The organism is Fimbriimonadaceae bacterium (assembly GCA_019638795.1).
Lineage (GTDB): Bacteria > Armatimonadota > Fimbriimonadia > Fimbriimonadales > Fimbriimonadaceae > JAHBTB01.
In genome coordinates, this window is the sequence record JAHBTB010000001.1 from 376,007 (window position 1) to 395,888 (window position 19,882).

At 65.6% G+C, this 19,882-nt stretch carries 19 protein-coding genes; 8 read left to right on the forward strand and 11 right to left on the reverse strand.

The genetic code is table 11. The features are described 5' to 3' along the window. Window positions 1–54 precede the first annotated feature (54 nt). Window positions 55–423 carry a hypothetical protein gene (locus tag KF857_01850; GenBank protein ID MBX3110726.1) on the forward strand — a complete coding sequence of 123 codons (369 nt, stop codon included), beginning with the start codon at window positions 55–57 and terminating at the stop codon, window positions 421–423. Here KF857_01850 and pth read toward each other — a convergent pair. The 7 genes from pth to KF857_01885 form a co-directional block, all read right to left on the reverse strand. Beyond that, the gene (pth, locus tag KF857_01855) at window positions 420–1,028 is read right to left on the reverse strand and encodes an aminoacyl-tRNA hydrolase (protein ID MBX3110727.1); all 609 of its coding nucleotides are present in this window, start codon (window positions 1,026–1,028) and stop codon (window positions 420–422) included. The genes KF857_01850 and pth overlap by 4 nt on opposite strands. A 17-nt stretch (window positions 1,029–1,045) precedes the next feature. Then, window positions 1,046–1,858 (reverse strand): undecaprenyl-diphosphatase UppP, encoded by an 813-nt coding sequence (gene uppP / locus KF857_01860; GenBank protein MBX3110728.1) that lies wholly within the window; start codon window positions 1,856–1,858, stop codon window positions 1,046–1,048. Beyond that, the gene (gene wecB / locus KF857_01865) at window positions 1,837–2,967 is read right to left on the reverse strand and encodes a UDP-N-acetylglucosamine 2-epimerase (non-hydrolyzing) (GenBank protein MBX3110729.1); all 1,131 of its coding nucleotides are present in this window, start codon (window positions 2,965–2,967) and stop codon (window positions 1,837–1,839) included. The genes uppP and wecB overlap by 22 nt, the downstream gene beginning before the upstream one ends. Further along, window positions 2,954–3,958 (reverse strand): undecaprenyl/decaprenyl-phosphate alpha-N-acetylglucosaminyl 1-phosphate transferase, encoded by a 1,005-nt coding sequence (locus KF857_01870; protein MBX3110730.1) that lies wholly within the window; start codon window positions 3,956–3,958, stop codon window positions 2,954–2,956. The genes wecB and KF857_01870 overlap by 14 nt, the downstream gene beginning before the upstream one ends. Further along, on the reverse strand, window positions 3,955–4,431 hold the full coding sequence (locus KF857_01875; protein ID MBX3110731.1) for a dCMP deaminase family protein: 477 nt from the start codon (window positions 4,429–4,431) through the stop codon (window positions 3,955–3,957). The genes KF857_01870 and KF857_01875 overlap by 4 nt, the downstream gene beginning before the upstream one ends. Before the next feature lie 68 nt (window positions 4,432–4,499). Continuing rightward, window positions 4,500–5,576, reverse strand: coding sequence for an acyltransferase (locus KF857_01880; protein ID MBX3110732.1), 1,077 nt, complete (start codon window positions 5,574–5,576; stop codon window positions 4,500–4,502). A 127-nt stretch (window positions 5,577–5,703) separates the two neighbouring features. Continuing rightward, window positions 5,704–8,271, reverse strand: a complete 2,568-nt coding sequence (locus KF857_01885) for a zinc-dependent metalloprotease (GenBank protein MBX3110733.1) — start codon at window positions 8,269–8,271, stop codon at window positions 5,704–5,706. Between the two features lie 186 nt (window positions 8,272–8,457). On the opposite strand from KF857_01885, the gene lpdA reads away from it, so the two are divergent. Beyond that, on the forward strand, window positions 8,458–9,909 hold the full coding sequence (lpdA, locus tag KF857_01890) for a dihydrolipoyl dehydrogenase (protein MBX3110734.1): 1,452 nt from the start codon (window positions 8,458–8,460) through the stop codon (window positions 9,907–9,909). A gap of 63 nt (window positions 9,910–9,972) precedes the next feature. Then, window positions 9,973–10,695, forward strand: coding sequence for an alpha/beta hydrolase (locus tag KF857_01895; GenBank protein MBX3110735.1), 723 nt, complete (start codon window positions 9,973–9,975; stop codon window positions 10,693–10,695). Between the two features lie 5 nt (window positions 10,696–10,700). On the opposite strand, the gene KF857_01900 is transcribed toward KF857_01895, so the two are convergent. The 3 genes from KF857_01900 to KF857_01910 all read right to left on the reverse strand — a co-directional run bounded on the left by KF857_01900 (window position 10,701) and on the right by KF857_01910 (window position 14,232). Then, on the reverse strand, window positions 10,701–11,231 hold the full coding sequence (locus KF857_01900; protein ID MBX3110736.1) for a DUF4339 domain-containing protein: 531 nt from the start codon (window positions 11,229–11,231) through the stop codon (window positions 10,701–10,703). 143 nt (window positions 11,232–11,374) lie between these two features. After that, on the reverse strand, window positions 11,375–12,694 hold the full coding sequence (gene hisD / locus KF857_01905) for a histidinol dehydrogenase (protein ID MBX3110737.1): 1,320 nt from the start codon (window positions 12,692–12,694) through the stop codon (window positions 11,375–11,377). After that, entirely contained in the window at window positions 12,691–14,232 is a 1,542-nt protein-coding gene (locus KF857_01910; GenBank protein MBX3110738.1) for a glutamate--tRNA ligase, read from the reverse strand. Before KF857_01910 ends, hisD begins: the two co-directional genes overlap by 4 nt. 61 nt (window positions 14,233–14,293) lie before the next feature. On the opposite strand from KF857_01910, the gene KF857_01915 reads away from it, so the two are divergent. Further along, complete coding sequence (locus KF857_01915; protein ID MBX3110739.1) at window positions 14,294–14,767, forward strand: hypothetical protein; 474 nt, start codon at window positions 14,294–14,296, stop codon at window positions 14,765–14,767. A 79-nt stretch (window positions 14,768–14,846) separates the two neighbouring features. On the opposite strand, the gene KF857_01920 is transcribed toward KF857_01915, so the two are convergent. Continuing rightward, window positions 14,847–15,380 (reverse strand): PEP-CTERM sorting domain-containing protein, encoded by a 534-nt coding sequence (locus tag KF857_01920; GenBank protein MBX3110740.1) that lies wholly within the window; start codon window positions 15,378–15,380, stop codon window positions 14,847–14,849. Between the two features lie 257 nt (window positions 15,381–15,637). Here KF857_01920 and KF857_01925 point away from each other — a divergent pair, with 257 nt between their 5' ends. From KF857_01925 to KF857_01940, 4 genes are read left to right on the forward strand one after another with little or no spacing between them, the layout of a single operon-like run. Beyond that, window positions 15,638–16,504, forward strand: a complete 867-nt coding sequence (locus KF857_01925) for an NAD(P)-dependent oxidoreductase (GenBank protein MBX3110741.1) — start codon at window positions 15,638–15,640, stop codon at window positions 16,502–16,504. Window positions 16,505–16,545: 41 nt separating this feature from the next. After that, the gene (locus KF857_01930; protein ID MBX3110742.1) at window positions 16,546–18,024 is read left to right on the forward strand and encodes an ABC transporter ATP-binding protein; all 1,479 of its coding nucleotides are present in this window, start codon (window positions 16,546–16,548) and stop codon (window positions 18,022–18,024) included. Beyond that, window positions 18,021–19,019, forward strand: a complete 999-nt coding sequence (locus KF857_01935) for an ABC transporter permease (GenBank protein ID MBX3110743.1) — start codon at window positions 18,021–18,023, stop codon at window positions 19,017–19,019. Before KF857_01930 ends, KF857_01935 begins: the two co-directional genes overlap by 4 nt. Beyond that, window positions 19,012–19,866 carry an ABC transporter permease gene (locus tag KF857_01940; protein MBX3110744.1) on the forward strand — a complete coding sequence of 285 codons (855 nt, stop codon included), beginning with the start codon at window positions 19,012–19,014 and terminating at the stop codon, window positions 19,864–19,866. The genes KF857_01935 and KF857_01940 overlap by 8 nt, the downstream gene beginning before the upstream one ends. The last annotated feature ends 16 nt before the right edge of the window (window positions 19,867–19,882 follow it).

The window sequence follows — 19,882 nt, forward strand, 5'->3', positions numbered from 1 at the left end:
TTATGAGTCTCATGGGGTTTTCCACACGTCTCTTTTCGTAGCAGGTCTGATCCTATGGTCCGAATCGTCGGTGTGCAAAGGTCCCAGGATGTCGCGCAGGAGTTCGTCCTCCTGCAGAACCAAGGCGCCATGCGTGTCTGCCTGAGAGGCCATGCGGTCGTCGCGGAAAGCGCCCACGGGGCTGCTTGTCCGTCGGCCGCGTTCGTGTTGCCCGACTGCGTCGATTTGATGCCCGGCCAGTACGCCCTGCTCCGTTCCGGCCGAGGGACGCCCCGCTGGTGCCACACCGAAGACGGCTTGCACATCTTCTACACCTATCTGGGTCGCGAGACGCCGGTCTGGGCGGACCAGACCGGGCCGTTCCACTTGCTCGCCCCCCAGCACTCCTACATCGAGTGCCAGCGCGAGGTCGTCGCGGTCTAGCCGCCTGGCTCGCCGGAATTGGCGACCAAGGCCGCCGCTTCGTATCCGTCGGCCAACCAGACCTCCACCGCCTTCACGCACTTGGCGACGGCGTCGTCGATCAGGGCGCGCTCGTCCTTGTGAAACCGGCTCAGCACATGGTCCACCGTGGCGTCGTCCGACCTTCCGATCCCGATCTTCAGGCGCGGGTACTCGGTGGTGCCCAGTGCCTCGATCATGGATTTGTGGCCGTTGTGGCCTCCTGAGCTACCCTTGGCCCGCATTCGGACCTTCCCGGTCGGCAGGTCCAAGTCATCGGCCACGACGAGGATGTCCTCCGGCTTGACGCCGTAGTGCCTTGCAACCGGGCCCACGGCCCGGCCACTCAGGTTCATGTAGGTGAGCGGCTTGAGCAGGGCGACGGCCACGCCAGCGACTTCGCCCAGGCCGATCTGGGCTTGGTGCCGCATCAGGTCCATCTTGACCTTGTGCCGGTCGGCCAGCGCCTCGACGACGTCAAAGCCGACATTGTGCCGGGTGCGCCGGTACTGCGGGCCAGGGTTCCCCAAGCCGACGACCAACCGCACGGGGTGGACGACCGGCTGCTTCTTCCTCAAGAACGACATGGTCCGCCTCGATTCCGTCAGGCCGGGGCCCGGAGCCACAGGAGGATCGCCACGCCCAGGGCGATCCGGTAGACGACGAAGACGTACATCGGCTGGGTGCGCACAAACTTCATAAGGAAGGACACCGCGAACCAACCGACGAAGAAGGACACCACGGTGGCGACGACTGTCTGCCCGACCCCGGCGGCGACCAGTTCATGTCGGGCGTCGAAGAGTTCGTAGAGCCCGGCGGCGGTCACGGCCGGGATCGACATGAGGAAGCTCAGCCGGGCGGCGGCGTCCCGCTCGAACCCTTGGAACAAGCCGCCGCTGATCGACGTGCCGCTCCGGCTTCCTCCGGGCACCAGGGCGATGGCCTGCCACACGCCCATGACGAGGCCGTCGAGGGGCTTCACGTCGGCGAGGGCGCGCCGGCGCTTGCCCAAGAGCTCGGCGACGCCCAGGACGACAGCGAAGGCGATCAGCATCCACGCGGTCAAGGTCAGGTCGCGGGCTTGGCCCTTGATGAAGTGCTTGCACGCCCAGCCGATGGCGATGATCGGGAACGTCGCGACGAACGTGGCCCACCCGGCCCGGGCTTCCGGAGTGTCGCGGAGCGCTTTGTCCTTGAGCGACCGGGCCCAACCGGTGAACGAAGACTTGATGTCCGACCAGAAATAGAGGAACGTCGCGACGACGGTACCGAGTTGGATGACCGCCGTGAACCCCGCGCCGGGGTCGTTCCAGTGGAAGAGGTGCGGCAGGATGTTGAGATGTCCGCTGCTACTGACAGGGAGAAACTCGGTCAGCCCTTGGACGATGCCATAGACTATCGCCTGAATCCAGTCCACATGCCCTCTTCGGGGGAGTCCACCCCCAGTTCGCGGAGGGCAAGGTACCTGATCCTCAGGGCTGCCTTGCCGTCACCGTAGGGACTGGTCGGGTGCGGGTCCCGGGCGCCGGACAGGGCGACGGCAGCTTCCCTGACGATGGTCTGCGGGTCGGTACCGACCAACTTGGCCGCCCCAGCCTCTACACCTTCGGGCCGTTCGGTCGTGTGCCGCAACACCAAGACGGGCACCCCGAAGGCGGGGGCCTCCTCTTGCACGCCGCCGGAGTCGGTCAAGATGAGAGCGCTTCTTTGCATCAATTTGACGAAGTCGGCGTAGTCGGGGGGCTCGACCAAATCGACCCGTGGTTGCCCGCCGAGGACTTTGACGAGCGTCTCGCGCACGGCCGGGTTGCGGTGCATCGGCACGACAAGCATGACGTCAGGATGGGTTCGGGCGACCTCAAGGGCCGCCCGGGCGATGTCGGCCTGGGGCTCGCCCAGGTTCTCGCGGCGGTGGGTCGTCAGGACGACGACCCGGCCCGGCCACTCGGCGTAGCAGGTCAGGGTGGTCTGCTCGGCCACGTGCCGCACCGCGTCGATGCCGGTGTTGCCGGTCACAAAGACGGTGTGCCCGAGGTGCCCTTCCCGGATCAGGTTCTCCGCCGCCCACGGGGTCGGGGCGTAGTGCTGGGCGGCGACCAAGGCGGTGGCCCGGCGGTTGAACTCCTCGGGAAACGGCTCGGCGACCGACTCGGTACGCAGGCCGGCCTCGATGTGCCCGAACTTCACCCGGCGGTAGAACGCAGCCAACGAGGCGACGAAGGTCGTCGTCGTGTCCCCCTGGGCGAGCACCAGGTCGGGGCGCAGGCGTTCGACCAAGGGGTCGAGCCCCTCCAAGACCCGACGGGACATGTCGGCCAGGGTCTGGCCATGCTGCATGATCCCCAGGTCGTGGTCGGGCGCCAGGTCGAAGGCCGCCAGGGCCTGGGCGAGCATCTCGCGGTGCTGGCCCGTGCTGACCAGGATGGTCTCGACTTCGTCGTACCGCCGGAGTTCACGGACGACCGGCGCGGTCTTGATCGCGTCGGGGCGGGTGCCGACGACCGCGACGACCTTAGGCTTTGCCACGGCTCCTCACCAGGACCAAGAGGGTACCGCTCAGAGCCATCGCGACAAGGTAAAGGATCCATACGGTCTGCTTTTGGGTGAACCCCCGGCTGAGCAAAGTGTGATGGACATGCCGCTTGTCCGCCTTGGCGATGGGTTGGCGGTTCTTGATCCGGCGGAACACGACAAAGAAAGCGTCGAAGAGGGGCACGGCGAAGGGCAGCACGGGCAGCAGCATGGAGAGGGTCGCCGCCGTCTTCACCGTGGCCACGACGCTGAGGCTGGCGAGCAGGAACCCGATCACCTGGGCCCCGCCGGCCAAGAAGATCCGCGCCGGATTGTAGTTGTAGCGAAGGAAACCGAGGCAGGCGCCGCCGACGGCCCCCGCCGCCAGGGCCACCCACCGGTGCCCGCCAAAAATGGCCAGGGTCATGATGGTGCCGGCGGCGATCGCGGCGATGCCGCTGGCCAGGCCGTCGACCCCGTCGATCGTGTCCATCGTCTTGGTGACGACGAAGATGTAGACCGCCGTCAGGCTGACCGCCACCCAGGCGGGAAAGCTCACCCAACCGACGCCGGGAAGGGTCATGCCGAGCACCTGGACGTGCCCTAAAGCGTCGCTGAAGAACTGCACGGCGACACCCGCGGCGAGGAGGTACAGCAGCTGCATCTTCGCCGACAACTGCTTGACGTCGTCCACCATGCCCATGACGAGCAAGCCGACCCCGCACACCAGCATGCCGACGAGGAACATCGGGAACGAGCCCCGTGGCCAAGCGAAGGCGACGGACACGAGGACGGCGGCGAGGAAGCCGGGGAAGACCGCCAGCCCACCCCATCGGGGGGTCGGTTCCGTGTGGACGCGCCGGTCGTCGCGGGTCGGGTCGTCCATCGCCCCCTTGTTCTTGGCAAACTGGATGACCCAGGGTGTCACCGCGATCGTCGAGACAAAGGCGACGAACGCGGACGCCAGGGGCGCGCGAAAACCAGCCAGGGCCTGCCAGGGGTTCATGCGGTCTCCTCCACCGGCACGAGGGCCCCGTCACGATAGATGTCGACGGTGACGTGGGAGAGGCCGAACAGTTCAAGGGAGAACGGGTCGGGGTAGTCGCCTTCGTACACCACGTGCCGCACTCCGGCGTTGATGATCATTTTCGCGCAGGTGTTGCACGGCTGGCACGTGACGTACATCGTGGAGCCCTCGCAGGGGACGCCGATCATCGCGGCCTGGAGCAGGGCGTTTTGCTCCGCGTGGAGGGAGCGGGCGCAGTGGCCCGCCATGAGACAACCGTCGGGCCAGGGCAGGTTCTCGCCGTCGGGCGGACAGTGGGGGAGGCCTCGCGGCGCCCCGTTGTAGCCGGTGGCAAGGATGCGACGGTCACGGACGATGACGGCCCCCACCTGCCGGCGCGGGCAAGTGGCCCGCGTCTTCACCAGATGCGCGATCTGCATGAAGTAGGCGTCCCAACTGGGGCGTTCCGTCATCGGGCCTGATTATGGAGCCTGTCTGCCCTCGCACAACTACCGATCAGCCCAGATCGGCCCAAACACCCTCAGACGCGCGCCACTGCTGTCCGCTTGCGCCCAGGCACCAGGCCGTTGACCCACGTCTGGACCGGGCCCTCGACGACAAACGAGACGATAAAGAGGACGGCGGCATAAGCCGGCAAGGCGACCGCCGCGGGGAGAAAATCGAGGTAGGCCGCGTGGACGACCAGGGGCATGTGAAGGACGTAGATGGCGTACGACGCCGGAGCCAGCTTCGTGAAGGGTCTTAGGACACGGTCGAGGCCGGCCTTCCCCTTCGCCGACACCATGCTGGCGACCACCACGATGGCCAAGGCGCTGCCGAAGTGCCGGGCCTCAAGAAACGGATGGAACCCGAGCTTGATCGGTTGGCCCTGGCCCTTGGCGACGGCCGTCCAAACCAGGAACACCGCGCTCGAGGCCGCGAGCATCGCGACACCGGGCCACTGGCGGGCCAGACTCAGCCGCTCGCCCCGCCGGTTGGCCCGGGCGATCTCGACACCGGTCCACCAGATCGCGAAGTAGGCGAGAAACAGGCTGATCTGGTTGGGCACCACGACGTAGAGCGCGAGCCCCGCCGCGGCCAACGAATAGGCGACGACCCGTTGCTTCGCGTCGGGGACGAAGCGGTAGATCGGGAAGAACAGCATGTAGAACCACCACTCGTAGGACAACGACCACAGGGCGCTGTTACCGCCGAGGGTGGCGAACCACACCCCAGGCTTGGCGGTCTTGAAGTCCTGGAGCATGAGGAGGTTCGCCCATAGCTCGCCGTTCTTTGGGGTCAGGAACAGGGTCAGGACAAGGGCAAGGACATAGATCGGATAGATCCGCAAGAACCGTTTGCGAAAATATTCGCCAAAAGCGATCTTGGGCTTGTTCGCCACTGAGTAGTAAATGACAAACCCCGAAAGCAGGAAGAAGACCATGACGGCCTCCTGCCCGAACTGGAAAAGCGGGGCGAACTTTGTGTCGCGGAATCCAAACCGCTCCAAGAAGAGGTGGCCGATGAAGACATAGACCGCCGCCAAGCCCCGCATGCCTTCCAGCAATTGGATCTTCGCGCTTCCCTTGGGCTTAGCCGCTTCGGACGGTTTGTCCATTCCCCGTGATTCTTCCCGGTCCCGGCCTCAGGCCGGGGACTCCTGCAATTTTCGGTTCGACCTTGACACATAGTCAGCCCCCGGCCGACGATCGTCTGCCGGGGGCTGGTCACTCATGGAGCCCGTCTCAGTGCTTTTTCCACCACGACGGTGCGCTGAAGAACTCGCACCCGTCCCCGTCCTGCGGGGCGACGAGATCGTCGATCCCAAGCCGGACGACGTTTGTCGCCGGGGCGGGCGGGGGCTCGGGATGGTCGAACGCCGACTGGATGACCTGGTTCAGATCGTCCAAGTGGGCCCTCGTCACCGCGTCGGCGGCCCTCAGCGACGCCTTCTTGAGGAATTCCTGGGCAAGGTGCAGTTCGCCGCTCGCATAGGCCCGGATGTCCGAACTGGTCTGGGGCAGTTTGGCGATCAGGGCGGTGACATACGCCCTCTGCAGACTGCGCCGGTAGACGTCGACGCTCACCTTCGGGGCGAACAACTCGCGCCAAACGTTGCCGCGCACGTCGGCCATCAGCTGGCCGACGCTATAGGCGTTGGAGCCGTTGACCGCCTCGTTCTCCAGCATCCGCGCGAGACGCCCAGAGTTCAGGAGCGTGTTGACGCCTTGGCCTTGGAGGCTCTGGACGCCAGTCAGGACCGTCGACGGGCCCAGCTTCTGGGTGATCGAGGCGGGCAGGTACCAAGTCGGCGTCTCGAACACCGTGTCCATGATCCATTTGGCCGCCCTTCGCTGTTGGTCCTTGGGCACATGGGTGTACTGCTCCTTGCCTCGTCCGCCCAGATAGTTGGTCTCCACGATGCCGCCGACAAGAGCGCCGACATGACCCACGTACTGACGGAGCTGGCCGCCGACCGCGCCGTACATGTCGCCCAAGACATCGTATTCCTCGCCGAGGCGGACGGTCGCAGGCTCCAGGTAACCCATCACGCGCTTGAGGTTGAGCACACCGAGCCGTGACGCCTCGACCGCGTCGTCGCCGAGGGCCTCGGAAAGGGCAGTGGGGTCATAGCCAGCGAAGCCGTTCCGTGCCCTGAGCATCGGCTCGTCCACCTGGCGGGCCGCCCACAGGTCCAGGGTCGCCTTCTCCATCCACGGGTTGGTGGCGAAGGGGATCGGCGTGTAAGCCCACATGCAAGCGAACTTGTCGTAGATCGAGACTTGGGGGATCAGGGCCGCGCCGTCGCCAGGTTGGGCGACGTAGTTGAACCGGGCATAGTCCATGATGCTGGGGCACGTCCCGTTCTCTTTCGTCCACTTGGCGTCACGCAGGAGGCGGATCGGCACCGTCGACGACGACTTGCCGTTGTGGACGAAGCCTAGGGTGTGGCCGACCTCGTGGGCGGCGACGAACTCCAAGCAACGTTCCATCACGTCGTCGGGCAACGGCAGGTTCTGGCTCCGAGGGTCGTTGGGCGACGCCTGGACGAAGTACCACTCGGTCTGGAGCTTGAGGATGTCGTGCCAGAAAATGATGTGGTTGGACATCACCTCGCCGCTCCGTGGGTCGACCGTGCTGGGGCCAAGCGCGTTGGCGATGGGGAGGGCGGCCCACCGGATCACGTTGGTGTTGGCGTCCTCGGCACTCCAGTTCGGGTCTTCCTCGGGTGTCGGGGCGTCTAGGCACTTGACCGCGTTGGTGAAGCCCGCCGCCTCAAAGGCGACGTTCCAGTCTTCGACGCCCCGGCGGATCGATTCGCGCCACTTCTTGGGTATTTCCCGCCCCAGGTAGTAGATGATCGGCTGGACGGGGTCGGACATTTTCGCGTCGGGATCCTTCTTCTCCAGCCGGTGGCGGCTGACGAAGGAATACTCCTTGACCCCCAATTTGGAGATGCCAAAGTCTTGGAACCCGGTCGAGAAGAGGGGCACCCGCGAGTCGTAGAGCCGGCCCATCATCGGCTTTTCGGGCAAGAGGACAAGGCTGTGGCTGATGACCGCGCTGTTTGACGGGCCACCAGACACGGCCCCGAACCCGCCGCGTCGGCCGCCCGCCGCCTGGGCCGCGCCGACATAGGTGGCGAAGACCTCGACGTTGACGTTCGACTTAAAGACGTTGACCTTGTCAAGGAACGTCCGGCTCGCGTCCATGCTGCCCCCGCCGAGGCTGCCGCGGGCGCTCAGCTCGGGCACGTCGGTCTTGTAGAGCCTGGTCACATCGACAAGGAGTCCGCCGTCTTTCGACTTGGCCTTGACATCAAGCGCCGCGATCACCGGCATGACATTGCCCTGCCGCACCGCGACCTCGGCGTCGGCCCCTTCTCCCGTGGCGGTGACGGTGTAGTCGACGAGCCGGAGCAGGACCTTGTCGCCACGCTGTTCAAAGCGGACGACCCGCTCACCCGCCGCAGAGCCGTTGTAGCCACCGTTGGGGCTCTCCTTGATGTTCGTCACCCACAGAAAGTCACGCCCCAAGAGCTTGGGCGGTATCTCAAACTGGAGGGTCTCGTCTTTGACGTAGGCATTGAGGACACCCGACTTCTTCTTGAAGTCCTTGACCGATGAATCAAAGTCGGCTGGCTTGGCCGGTTGCTGGGCCTGGTTGGGGCCGCCGGCCTGGCCCCCGGGCCCACGTTGGGCACGCTGCCCCTGGGCCTGTTGGAGTGCTGTGACAGCCGTTTCCAGGCTGGTGGCGACTCCAGTCCCCGGGACGACGGCTGCTGAGACAAGCAGGGTGGTGATGAATGACATAGAGTGTAGGTCTCCCTCAGTTCCACGGGCGTCGAAGCATGCCCGGTTCGTCAATCTTGACCGACTACGGGACTTTCTCGCCCGTTTTGACCGCAGAATCTGTCCGTCCTTGGACCGCCGGACGCCACAGGTATCCTGACCGAAGCGTCAAGACCCTTGGCTGACGCTTTGCACAAGGAACCATCTATGGCCGCGCCCCAGACCCTCGAAAAGCCGCTTTCCAACGACAATTTCGACGCTGATGTCGTCGTCATTGGGGCCGGGCCCGGCGGTTATGTCACGGCGATCCGGTGCGCCCAGCTTGGGGCGCGGGTCACCTGCATCGAGAAGGAGTACCTCGGTGGCACCTGCCTCAACTGGGGGTGTATCCCGAGCAAGGCGATGATCGCCAGTGTCGAGCGGATGCACGACGTCAACCACGCCGGCGACTTCGGCGTCAACCTTCCCAAGGGCGACGTCACGATGGACTTCGAGAAGATGATGGCCCGCAAGGAGAAGATCGTCCAGACCCAGCGCGGAGGGGTCGGCTATCTCTTCAAGAAGAACAAGGTCACCCACGTCGAGGGCTTCGCCAAGTTCCTCGACCAGCACACTGTGGAGGTCGAGAAGGACGGCAAGAAGACCAAGGTCCGGGGGAAGAACTTCATCCTCGCCATGGGCTCGTCGGTCATCTACCTGCCGATCAACGGCCTCAAGGGCGGGCGCGACGAGGGCGTCTGGACCAGTGACGACGCCGTCACCGCCCCGTTTGTGCCGAAGCGGATGCTCGTCGTCGGCGGGGGTGCCGTCGGCGTCGAGTTCAGCTACGTATTCAATGGACTTGGCACCAAGGTCACCCTCGTCGAGATGCTCCCCAACCTCATCCCGATGATGGACGAAGAGCTGGGCAAGGAACTCGGCAAGCTTTTGGCCCGGCAGGGCGTCGACGTCCGCACCGGGGCGATGACCGAAAAGGTCGAGAAAACCAAGAACGGGTGGAAGTGCACGGTCAACCAGTCCGGCAAGGTCGAAGAGATCGAGGTGGACGTCATCTTGCTCGGCGTCGGCCGCAAGGCGAACACCGACGGGATGAACCTGGAAAAGGTCGGCGTCAAGCTGCACAAGCGCGGGGTCGAGGTCGTCGACGACACCTTGAAGACCCACGCCCCCAACGTCTGGGCGATCGGCGACGTGACCGGCCGGATCCAACTCGCCCACACCGCCATGTACGAGGGACAGGTCGTCGCCGCCAACATCGTGCAGGGCAAGAGCGAGAAGGCCGACTACAAGGCGGTGCCCAACTGCGTCTACACCGTGCCCGAGGTGGCGGGGGTCGGGTTGACCGAGTCGGAGGCGATCGGCAAAGGATACGAGGTGAAGATCGGCAAGGCCCAGTTCCGCCCGTTCGGCAAGCCGATGGCGACGGGCCACCAAGACGGCTTCGTCAAGGTCGTCATCGACAAGAAGTACGGCGAAGTGCTCGGCCTGCACATGATCGGCGCCCACGTGACCGACATGGTCCACGAGGGGGTCGTCGCCCTCAACCTCGAAGCCACTCTTGAGTCCATGGTGACCAGCATCCATGCCCACCCGACGATGTCGGAGGCGATCCTCGAGGCCTTTGAGGACGCCCATGGGCTGGCGATCCACAAGGCGTAAGTCCCGGGCCGCTTGGCCCTGGACCGAGGTTGAGTTAAGGTACAAGGCACTTAGGTTCCCTTGATGCAGAGCGACACGCGCCTTGTGCTCATGCCCGGTCTTGGTGCCGACCACCGTCTGTTCGTCGAGCAGACCCGCCGGTTTCCGGACGCTCACACGTGCGAGTGGATCACTCCGCATCCGGACGAAAACTTGCGGACCTATGCGGCCCGGTGGGCTGCCACGCAGGATTGGGAAAAGCCGACACTTTTGGTCGGCTTTGCTTTTGGCGCGATGGTCGCCCTTGAGGCCTTGGAACACTGCCCGCAGGCCCGTGCCTCGGCCCGTGGCGTCGTCATCATCTCCGGTTGCCGGAGCGGCGCGGCCGTCTCCGAGGCGTTCCGCCGCCAAGTGGCCATGTCGCGGATGGTCCCCCACGCGATCCTCCGCCAGGGGCTCCTTTGCTTTGCCGAGCGGTTCTCTGAACGAGACGACTTGGCCGACGGCCATCGCCGCCTCCTCAAGGACATGGCCACCGAGATTGACATCGACCTGTTCCGCTGGTCGACGGCGGCCTGCGCCGAGTGGGACTACCGTGGGCCTGTCGAACTGAGCAAAGAGGTACCGGTGTTCCAAATCCACGGCGAGCGCGACCAAGTTGTCCCGCTCGTGCCGGGCGACCCCGACACCGTTTTGCCCAATGCCGGCCACCTGATCCAATTCACCCACGCAGGCGAGGTGAACGCCTACATCGCCCGATGCGCGAAGCAGGTCGGTGCGCGGGTCGCCGTGAAGTCGGTCGTCTGACCGCTCTATCGTTCCGTCAGTTCGCGGCCATAGCCGTCGTACTTCACACCGCCGCCCATGATGTAGAGGCCGTCAATGAACGACCATATCCAGCCGACGCCACAGAACACGGCGGTCATCAGTTGCAAGGCGCCGTGGGCCGAGTACCCCAAATAAAACCGGCCGAAACCTGGCAGGATGTTCAGCAGACCGGCGACCATGCGCTTCTTGTCGCTCTTGGGAACGTTGAAGGGCGTCAGCTGCACGGGAGGGACGCCGGGGCCGAATCCCCACAGGCCTTGGACGGGATCGACGACCGGCGGCTGGTAGCCAGAGTTGACCGGGGCCGTCGGCGCCTGGGGCGGCAGGGTCTGGCCGAACACGGGCGGAGTGAGGTGCGTCTGGGGGGGCAGTTGGGGAGCCAACTGCGGGAGGAACTGCTGCAACTCCGCCGTTGTCTGCGCCATCTGCCACGCGGACATCCCCGCCTTCCAGACGTAGGTGTCGCGGTCGATGACCCCGTCCCGGCACAACTCACCCATTTGGTCAAGCGTCAAGGGACCGAGCTGGCCGTAGTGGCCAACGTAAAACCATTCTGCAGTCTCTGGTGTGCTGCCCATGCCTTCCAAATCCTGCCGGGGTCTTAAGATTCTAAACGGTAGCGCCCGCCCAAGGATGCAGGGACCCAGCGAATTCCACCCTATTCCACCCGCACAAGAGCGTCTCGGGCATGTCCCGGGAACCCTTCGGCGTTGGCCAGGGCCGTGATCGTGGGGGCCAGCTTGTGGATGTCTTCGCTGGTCAGCATGGTCACGGACTGGACCTTGAGAAAATCGAGCACGTTCACGGGGGACCCGAACCGGGCCGCCCCCGACGTCGGCAAGGTGTGGGAGGGGCCGCTGCAGTAGTCGCCCGCGCTCTGAGGCGTGTTCGGGCCGACTAGGACACAACCGCAATTGACGACCTGCTGGGCCACCGACCCCGCGTTGGCGACCATCAACGTGCAATGCTCGGGGGCGAACCGGTTGATGATCTCCACCGCCTCGGACTCCGTGGCCGCGACCACCGCGCAAGACCGCTCCGAGAGCGACCGTCTCAGCACGTCTTGCCGAGGTGAGTCGGCGACCAGGGCCTCGACCTGATTGGTGACGGCGTCGAGCGTCGTCCGGTCTCGGGCCACCAAGAGCCCGACGTTGTCGGGCGCGTGCTCCAGCTGGCACAGCAGGCTCGCCGCCGCCCACCTAGGGTCGGCGCTGGCGTCGGCGTACACCGCCACTTCGCTTGGGCCGGCATATCCGTCCAAGCCGACCGTCCCCCACACCTGACGCTTCGCCTCGTTGACGTAGGCGTTGCCCGGCCCCACGACCTTGTCGACGCGGGTCATCCCCTCGATTCCGAAGGCCATCGCCGCCACCGCGCTGGCGCCTCCCGCTTTGAGGACCAGGTCGACGTCCAGTTCCCGGCACGCCACAAGCACTTCCGGGCAGACTGTGCCGTCCTTCCGGACCGGCGTCGCGACGACGACGAACGGGACGCCGGCGACCTGCGCCGGCACGACGTTCATGACGACCGAACTGGGATATGAGGCCAAGCCCCCGGGGACGTAGACCCCGACCCGGGCGAGGGGGAGATACCTCTGGCCCTCGAAACCGGTGTCATCGGCGTCGGTCGCGTCAGTACGCCAACCCCAGCCCGGTTCAAGCTCGTCCATGTCCTCGGTGAGCACTTGCAACTGCAGTTCATGGAAGTCCTGCACGCGCTGGATTGCGGTTTTGATCGCAAAGTGGACTTCCGGGTCTACCGTGGCTTCCGCGAGTTCCTCGTCGGTGACATAGAGGCTCTTGATGTCGGGTGAGTCGAACGCCACTGCCGACGACAGCACCGCCTCGGCTCCCCGCGAGCGCACGTCGGCGACGATCGCCGCCACCGTCGCGACCAGGCCGGGGTCAAATGAGGGCGACCGGTCGAGGAACCGCACCATCTCCGGATGGCCGTACTCGACGACGGGGAGAAGGCTCACCGAAGCATCCCCTTGGCCCGTTGGAGCCGGGCCGACATGCGCGCCGGGCCGAGGACACTCATCAGTTCGAAGAGCCCAGGGCCGGCCGTCTTGCCCGTCAGGGCGACGCGGGTGGGGTGGACGACCGGCCCGAGCTTCTCGATGGCGTTGGCCGCCGCGTAGCCTCGGACGAGGTTTTCGCACCAGTCCGGGCTTACGGCCGACTCTCCGGACAAGGCCGTCAAGAAGGAGTCGAACATCGGGCCGACGTGCGCCTCACCAAACCACTTCTCCACCGCCTTGGGGTCGAACTGGACTTCGTCCACCATGAAGAACTCGCAGGCCGGGCCGAAGTCCGCGAGCGTGGTCACGCGCTCCTGCTCCAGCACCACGGCGGCGAGGGCGTACTCACGGTCTGCGCGCGCCCGGTCGGCAAGGGCCACGAGAGCGTTCCACGTCTTTTCGGGAGTCGTCTTGCCCAATTCTTCGTCCACCTCGGACCAGTACTGTTGGGCGTGCACCGACTCGGTCAAAGAGACGATCGCGTCCAAGAGTTCCGGTGGGGACATCGACCGGATCGCGACACCGTTCATCCAGGTCAACTTGGCCATATCAAACCGGCCGGGGGACGCCTGAAGGCCCTTGACGTCGAACGTCTCGACAAGTTCGGTCGGCGTCATCACTTCCCTGTCCTCGCCCGGGGCCCAACCGATCAGGGCGACAAAGTTTTTGAGCGGGTCGGGCAGGATGCCCATGGCGGCGTAGTCCAGGACGCGCGTCGCCCCGTGCCGCTTGCTCAGCTTCTTTCCGTCCGCCCCGGTGATGACGCTGCAGTGGACCCATACCGGTTGCTCCCAGCCAAAGGCCGCGATCAGGGCGGCGTGCTTCGGTGCGCTGGGAATCCATTCCTCGCCCCGGAAGACGTGGGTGATCCCCATCAGGTGGTCGTCGACGATCGCGGCGAAATGGTAGGTGGGCATACCGTCGGCCTTGATGAGCACGGGGTCGTCGACGACGTCGGAGTCCCATTCCAGCCTGCCCCGGACGGCGTCCTCGACGGCGATCTTCTGCCCGCGGGGCACCCGGAGGCGGAGCACCGACCTCCGCCCCTCGGCTTCCGCCTGGGCGACCTTCTCCGGCGATGCGTCGCGCCAGTCACCGCCAAAGTAGCCTGTCGGTAGCTTGTTCACTTGCTGGAACGTCCGCATCTCGTCCAGTTCCTCGGGGGTGTCGTAGGCTCGGTAGGCGTGCCCGGACTCAAGGAGGCGGTCGATCCACGGTTGGTAAAGCCCGGCGGCCTGTCGCTCGCTCTGTCGGTACGGGCCGTGGGGTCCGCCCACATGGGGGCCCTCGTCGAACTCGATGCCGACCCACGCGAGGGTGCTGACGAACTCCTCCTCCGACTCGGGGTTATAGCGCGTCCGGTCGGTGTCTTCGATCCGCAGGATGTTCTGGCCCCCGTGCCGCCGACTGAACAGGTGGTCGAAGAGCGCCGTCCTCAGGGCACCGACGTGGAGAAGGCCGGTGGGCGAGGGAGCAAATCGGACGCGGACGGACATCGGCAGTGATTGTAGCGGTTCTGGCGTTGCGTCCCGGCGACGAGGGCTGTAAGATAGACCCATGGACTGGATCCGCACCGGCGCGGTGGCGACGGCGGCCTTCGCCGCGGGCACATACGTCACTCTCCTACAGGCCGAGCAAAGTCCGGCCCTGGACATCGCTGGGCTGAAGACGATGGTGCAAGGCCTGGGTTACGAGACCAAGGACATCAACAAGGAGCCCGGCAAAGAGAAGTTCGAGTTTGTGACCAAGTCCGCCAACTTCAACGTGCCGATCGGGGTGGAGATCAGCCCCAGCAAGAACTACGTGTGGCTGACCGTCTTTCTCGGGGCCAATTCACCGACCAAGAAGCATGAGGCCCTCTTGAAGGAAAACGCCAATATCCAACCCAGTTTCTTCTACATCACATCAAGCGGGAACTTGATGATGGCGGAAGCGATGGACAACCGCGGGATCACCGCCCCCATCATGAAGCGGTGCGTTGAGAAGCTCATCAAGGACGTCGACCGGACATCGACGTCATGGAAGGACTGAGTCGGGCAGTTCGCCGATCATTTGGCCCCGCCGCTTGGAGACCGTGCGGCGGGGCCAAAATTCGTTGCTTGGGTGACTTCTATTTCTTGCGGCGACGCAAGAGGGCCAGCCCACCGACCGCCATGACCGACAGACTGGCGGGCTCGGGAACCGACTCGACACCGTATTCAAAGTTGTCGAGCCCCCAACCACCGACACCCGACCCATCGAATTGGATCTTCGTGAAGTTCAGGCCGTTCTCGGCGACCAAACCGAAGAACTCCGCTGAGTCACCCGAGGCCCCGGTCGATTCGGTTGAGAACACGTGCGTCGAGCCGTCCGAAAAGGTGACCTTGATGTCGGTTCCCGAGGAGTCAATGTCATACGCCCCGAAGTAGAGGGCGGGGGTTGCAAAGTTCAAATCCACGTACGACGATTCGTTATGGAAAAGCCCGCGGTCACCGATGGGGTTGGAACCACCAAAGGCGCCAGCACCCTTGATCAGGAGGCCTCCCGTACCCGAGTTGTGCAGGGTCGCCCCACCTCCGATTGCCGCCCCTTCCATATCCGTGTCCAAGTCGTAGGACTCAAAGTCCTGCAGATACTGCCCGTTGGCCACTCCGGCCGCAGCCAAAAAGGCGGTGCGACTGGAGGCATTGTTGGCAGGTTCAATGGCGTTGAAGAACTGCGTGGCGTTGGCCGACGCACAGACGACTAAGGTTATTCCCGTTAATGTTAGTTTTGCTTGCATCATCGCTCTCCCGAACTGACAAAGCAAGGTTAATTTACTACAAGAATCGTCTCGGGATGGCCCGCAAATTCACTGGGTCTGCCGCCGCCGTCGGCGCTCGCTCGCGCCGGGCGTCCGACCGGGTAAAAAACGCAGACCATATGGCGCGGGTCGGCTTTGTCGGATTGGGGGTGATGGGCGGGCCGATGGCCGCCCACCTGGCACGGGCCGGACACCAGGTGACGGTATGGAACCGCACCGCCGGCAAAGCGTCTTTGGCCATCGAAGCGGGTGCCCGTGAGTCCGAAAGCCTGGCCAAGTTGCCGAAGGACTGCGACATCGTCTGCATCTGCGTGGGCCGGACCGAGGACGTCCAGGAGGTCTTGGCCCAGATGCTCCCCGCCTCCGCACCCGGCACGCTGTTCATCGACCATTCCACGATCTCGCCGAAGGGCGCCCAGCAGATCCACTCCCACCTCGCCGCCCGGGAGCGCAGGTTCCTCGACGCTCCGATCACGGGCGGCTCGATGGGAGCCCAGAAGGGTCAACTGACCATCTTTGTCGGTGGGGCCCAAAAGGACTTCGACGAAGCGGCCCCGGTCCTTGACGCTTATGCCAGGCGGGCCGCCTTGGTCGGCGGGCCCGGGGCCGGCCAAATGATGAAAGCGGCCAACCAGATCGCTGTCGGAGGGGCGTTGCTCGCCCTGTGCGAGAGCCTTGCCTTTGCCCAAAAGGCCGGGCTCGACCTTGCGACGACCCGGGAGCTGCTTGCCACCGGGGCGGCCGGGTCTTGGGCGTTCGAAAACTACGGGCCCAAGATCCTTGCCCGCGACTGGTCACCCGGCTTCTCTGTCGACAACCAACTCAAGGACTTCGGTTACTGCCATGAGGCGGCGGCCCTGACCGGCGCGGCACTGCCGGGCATGACGGCGGTGGAGGACTACCTCAAGCAGTTGCAGGCCGAGGGACGCGGAGCCGACACGACCGCCGCCGTCTTTGAAGTCCTCGAACGAGAAGGCCGGCAGTGACCGAGGGCCGACACCTCCCGCCGGGAGGACCGCGCGTGGAAATGCGGGGGGTGACCCAAGACTTCGGCCCGGTGAGGGCTTTGGACGCGGTCGACCTGACGGTCGAAAAGGGCACCGTCCACGCCTTGCTCGGCGAGAACGGCGCGGGCAAGACGACCCTGATGCGCGTTCTCTACGGGGCATTGCGGCCGACTGCCGGAGAGGTGAGGCTGGACGGGGTGGCGGTGCGCTTTCGCAACCCGGCCGAAGCCATCGCCGCCGGAGTCGGTATGGTCAGCCAGCATTACGCGATCATTCCTGAACTTTCCGCCATCGACAACTTGATGCTGGGCGCCGAGCCAGGTGCCTTGCTCAACCGGCCTGAGGCAGTGTTGCGGGCCGACCAACTGGCCCAAGACATGGGCTTTTCGTTTGAGTGGGACGCCCCGGCGGCCGGGCTGGGGCCGGCCGGCGCCCAGAAACTAGAGATCCTCAAGCTCTTGTGGCGACAGGCCGACATCATGGTCCTCGACGAACCGACCGCGATGCTGTCGCCCGAGGACGCCGACTCCTTGTACGGCAGCTTGCGCAAACTGGCCGGCCAAGGCCGCAGCGTCATCGTCGTCACCCATCGACTCGCCGAAGTCACCCAGTACTGCGACCATGTCACCGTCCTGCGCCAGGGCAAGAACGTCGCGTCGTTCCCGGTCGGGGAGAAGACACAAGACGAGACCGCCGAGTTGATCGTCGGGAAAGCGCTCACTCAAACCACCCGACCCGACGTGTCCGCAGGCACCCCCGTCCTCGTCGCCCACGACCTGCGGGTCCGTGGTGACCGGGGCGACATGGCCGTCAACGGCACGTCGCTGACCCTCGCGGCCGGTGAGGTCGTCGGGCTGGCCGGTGTCGACGGCAGCGGTCAACGAGAGCTGGTCCAGGCCCTGGTCGGAGTCCGTCCGCTCGTGACCGGGCAAGTGACCTTGGGCGGACACGACGTCAGCCGTGCCACGGCACGGGCGCGCATCGAAAGCGGCCTCCGCTGCATCCCGGAAGACCGCCACGAAGAGGGGGTCGTCGACGACTTCGACCTGGTCGCGAACGCCCTGCTGGGTCACCAACGGCTCGCCGCGTTCCGACGCGGCCCGGTCCTGGACAAGGCGGCGTCGCTGGCCCTGGCCACGCGGGTGGCCAGCCGCTTCGAGACCAAGCATTCCAGCCTTGGTCAAAAGATGAGCGAACTGAGCGGCGGCAACCAGCAGCGGTTTGTGAACGCCCGCGCCATGGCCCACGAGGCCAGGGCCCTTGTCGCGTTCCAACCTGTCCGCGGTCTCGACATCGAAGCGACCCGGCGGGTCTACGCTGCCTTCAGGGAGTTTGTCAGTGCGGGCGGCACGGTGCTGGTGGTCTCGTTCGACCTTGACGAGCTCCTTGAGTTTTGCGACCGGATGCTGGTGATGCACCACGGTCGATTGGCCAGCCCGCCCGAGGGTAAGGGACGTGACCGGGTCACGATCGGCGCGATGATGGTGGGGACGGCATGAACGCCCGACTTGGGTGGCTTGTCCTCGCCGGGGCGGGACTCGTGTGGGCGGTGGTCGCGAGCACGGGGACTCCCGTACCGGACGCCTTGCGCGAGATGTTCACGGGTGCGTTCGGTACCCCCGCCGGTTGGCGCGAGACCTTCAAGGAGTCCACCCCGTTGCTGGTCCTTGGCGCTTCAGTCTTCTGGGCCCTAAAGGCCGGTTTGTTTAACATTGGGGCCGACGGCCAGTACGTAGTCGGTGGACTGGCCGCCGCCGTCGTGGGGCTCCGCGTCCCCGGGCCGGCCGGCGTCTTGACCGGCACTTTGGCCGGGGTAGGTGCCGGGGCGGCATGGGCGTTCCTGCCCGGATGGATCAAGGCTTACCGGGGCGGGCACGAGGTCATCACCACGATCATGATGAACAACATCGGCCGCCTGATGGCGACGGCCTTGGCCGCTGGCGTCCTCAAGGCCCCGGGCCAGCAGAACGCGGAGACGCCCCTCCTACCCGACGCCACGACCCTCCCTAACCTTGTCCACAACGGGGCGTTCCGGCTCAGTTGGGCGTTCCCCATCGGCCTCTTGGTCGTCGTCGGCATGGCTTTCTACTTTGGCCGGACGGTCGGCGGATTCGAGGCTTCGGCGACCGGCGCCAACCCGCGGGCGTCGCGCTTCGCCGGGATCGACGTGCGCACCGCCACGTTGCGGGCGATGCTGGCCAGCGGCGCGGTGGCCGGATTGGCCGGGGCTCTCCAGGTCTTTGCGGTCAAGCACCAGTTCAACGCCGACTTCAGTCCAGGGTACGGGTTCGACGCCTTGGGCGTCGCCCTCCTCGCCGCCGGACAGGCTTGGATCGTGATCCCGAGCGCCCTCCTCTTCGGCGCGCTCGCGCGAGGCACGTCCGCCCTGTCGATTTTGGGCGTCCCCAAGGGGCTTAACGGGGTGCTGCTCGGCATCGTCGTGCTTGTCTTTGCCGCGGTGCGGTACCGGAAGGAGGTGGCGGCCCGTGGTTAGCCCGATCGTCCAACTCGCCGTGAGCACGGCGATCTTTAGCGCCCCGTTGGTGCTGGGCGGTCTCGGCGCCCTGGCCAGTGAGCGGTCCGGGGTCATCAACATCGGCATCGAGGGCAAGATGCTCTTCGCCGCTTGGGCGGCGGCGTTCGGCGGCCTCGTCTCGGGCAACCCGGTGGTCGGGCTGGTGTGCGCCATCTTGGCCGCGACGGTGGTCAGCCAGGCCCACTGGGCGCTCACCCAACTCTTTGGTATCGACCATGTCATCAGCGGCATGGGCCTCAACGCGGTGGCGGCCGGGGCGACCTCGTTGCTCAGCAAGACCTTGCTGGCGCCATACGCCGGGGCCAAGGCGGCGGCACTACCCTTACCGTTCTTCTGGGTGGCCGCCGTCCTCGCCGCCCTGGGGGCGGCCTTTGTCCTCCATCGGACGCGGGGCGGCCTGCACCTTTTGGCGGTGGGTCACGACCCCGACAAGGCCCGCCAAGCCGGATTGCGACCGGTCGCCGTCCGGTTCAAGGCCCTCTTATTCACCGGCCTCCTCGCCGGACTGGCGGGGGCCTTGCTGATCAGCAACGCGAGGGGCTTCACCGACAACATGACCTCCGGCAGAGGCTATATCGCCCTTGCCGCGCTCATCCTGGGCGGGTGGCGGCCCTGGCCGACGTTCGCCGCCTGCCTCCTCTTTGGGTTCGCCGACGCCTTACAACTCCAGTTCCAAGGCACGCCCTTGTGGGGGGCGTCGATCCCCGTGGAGGCTTGGCAGTGCCTCCCCTATGTCGCGACGGTCGTCGCCCTGGCCGCCAAGTGGGGTGGCACGAAGGCCCCTGCCGGCCTCGGTCGCCCCTAGATTTCCACCGAACGGC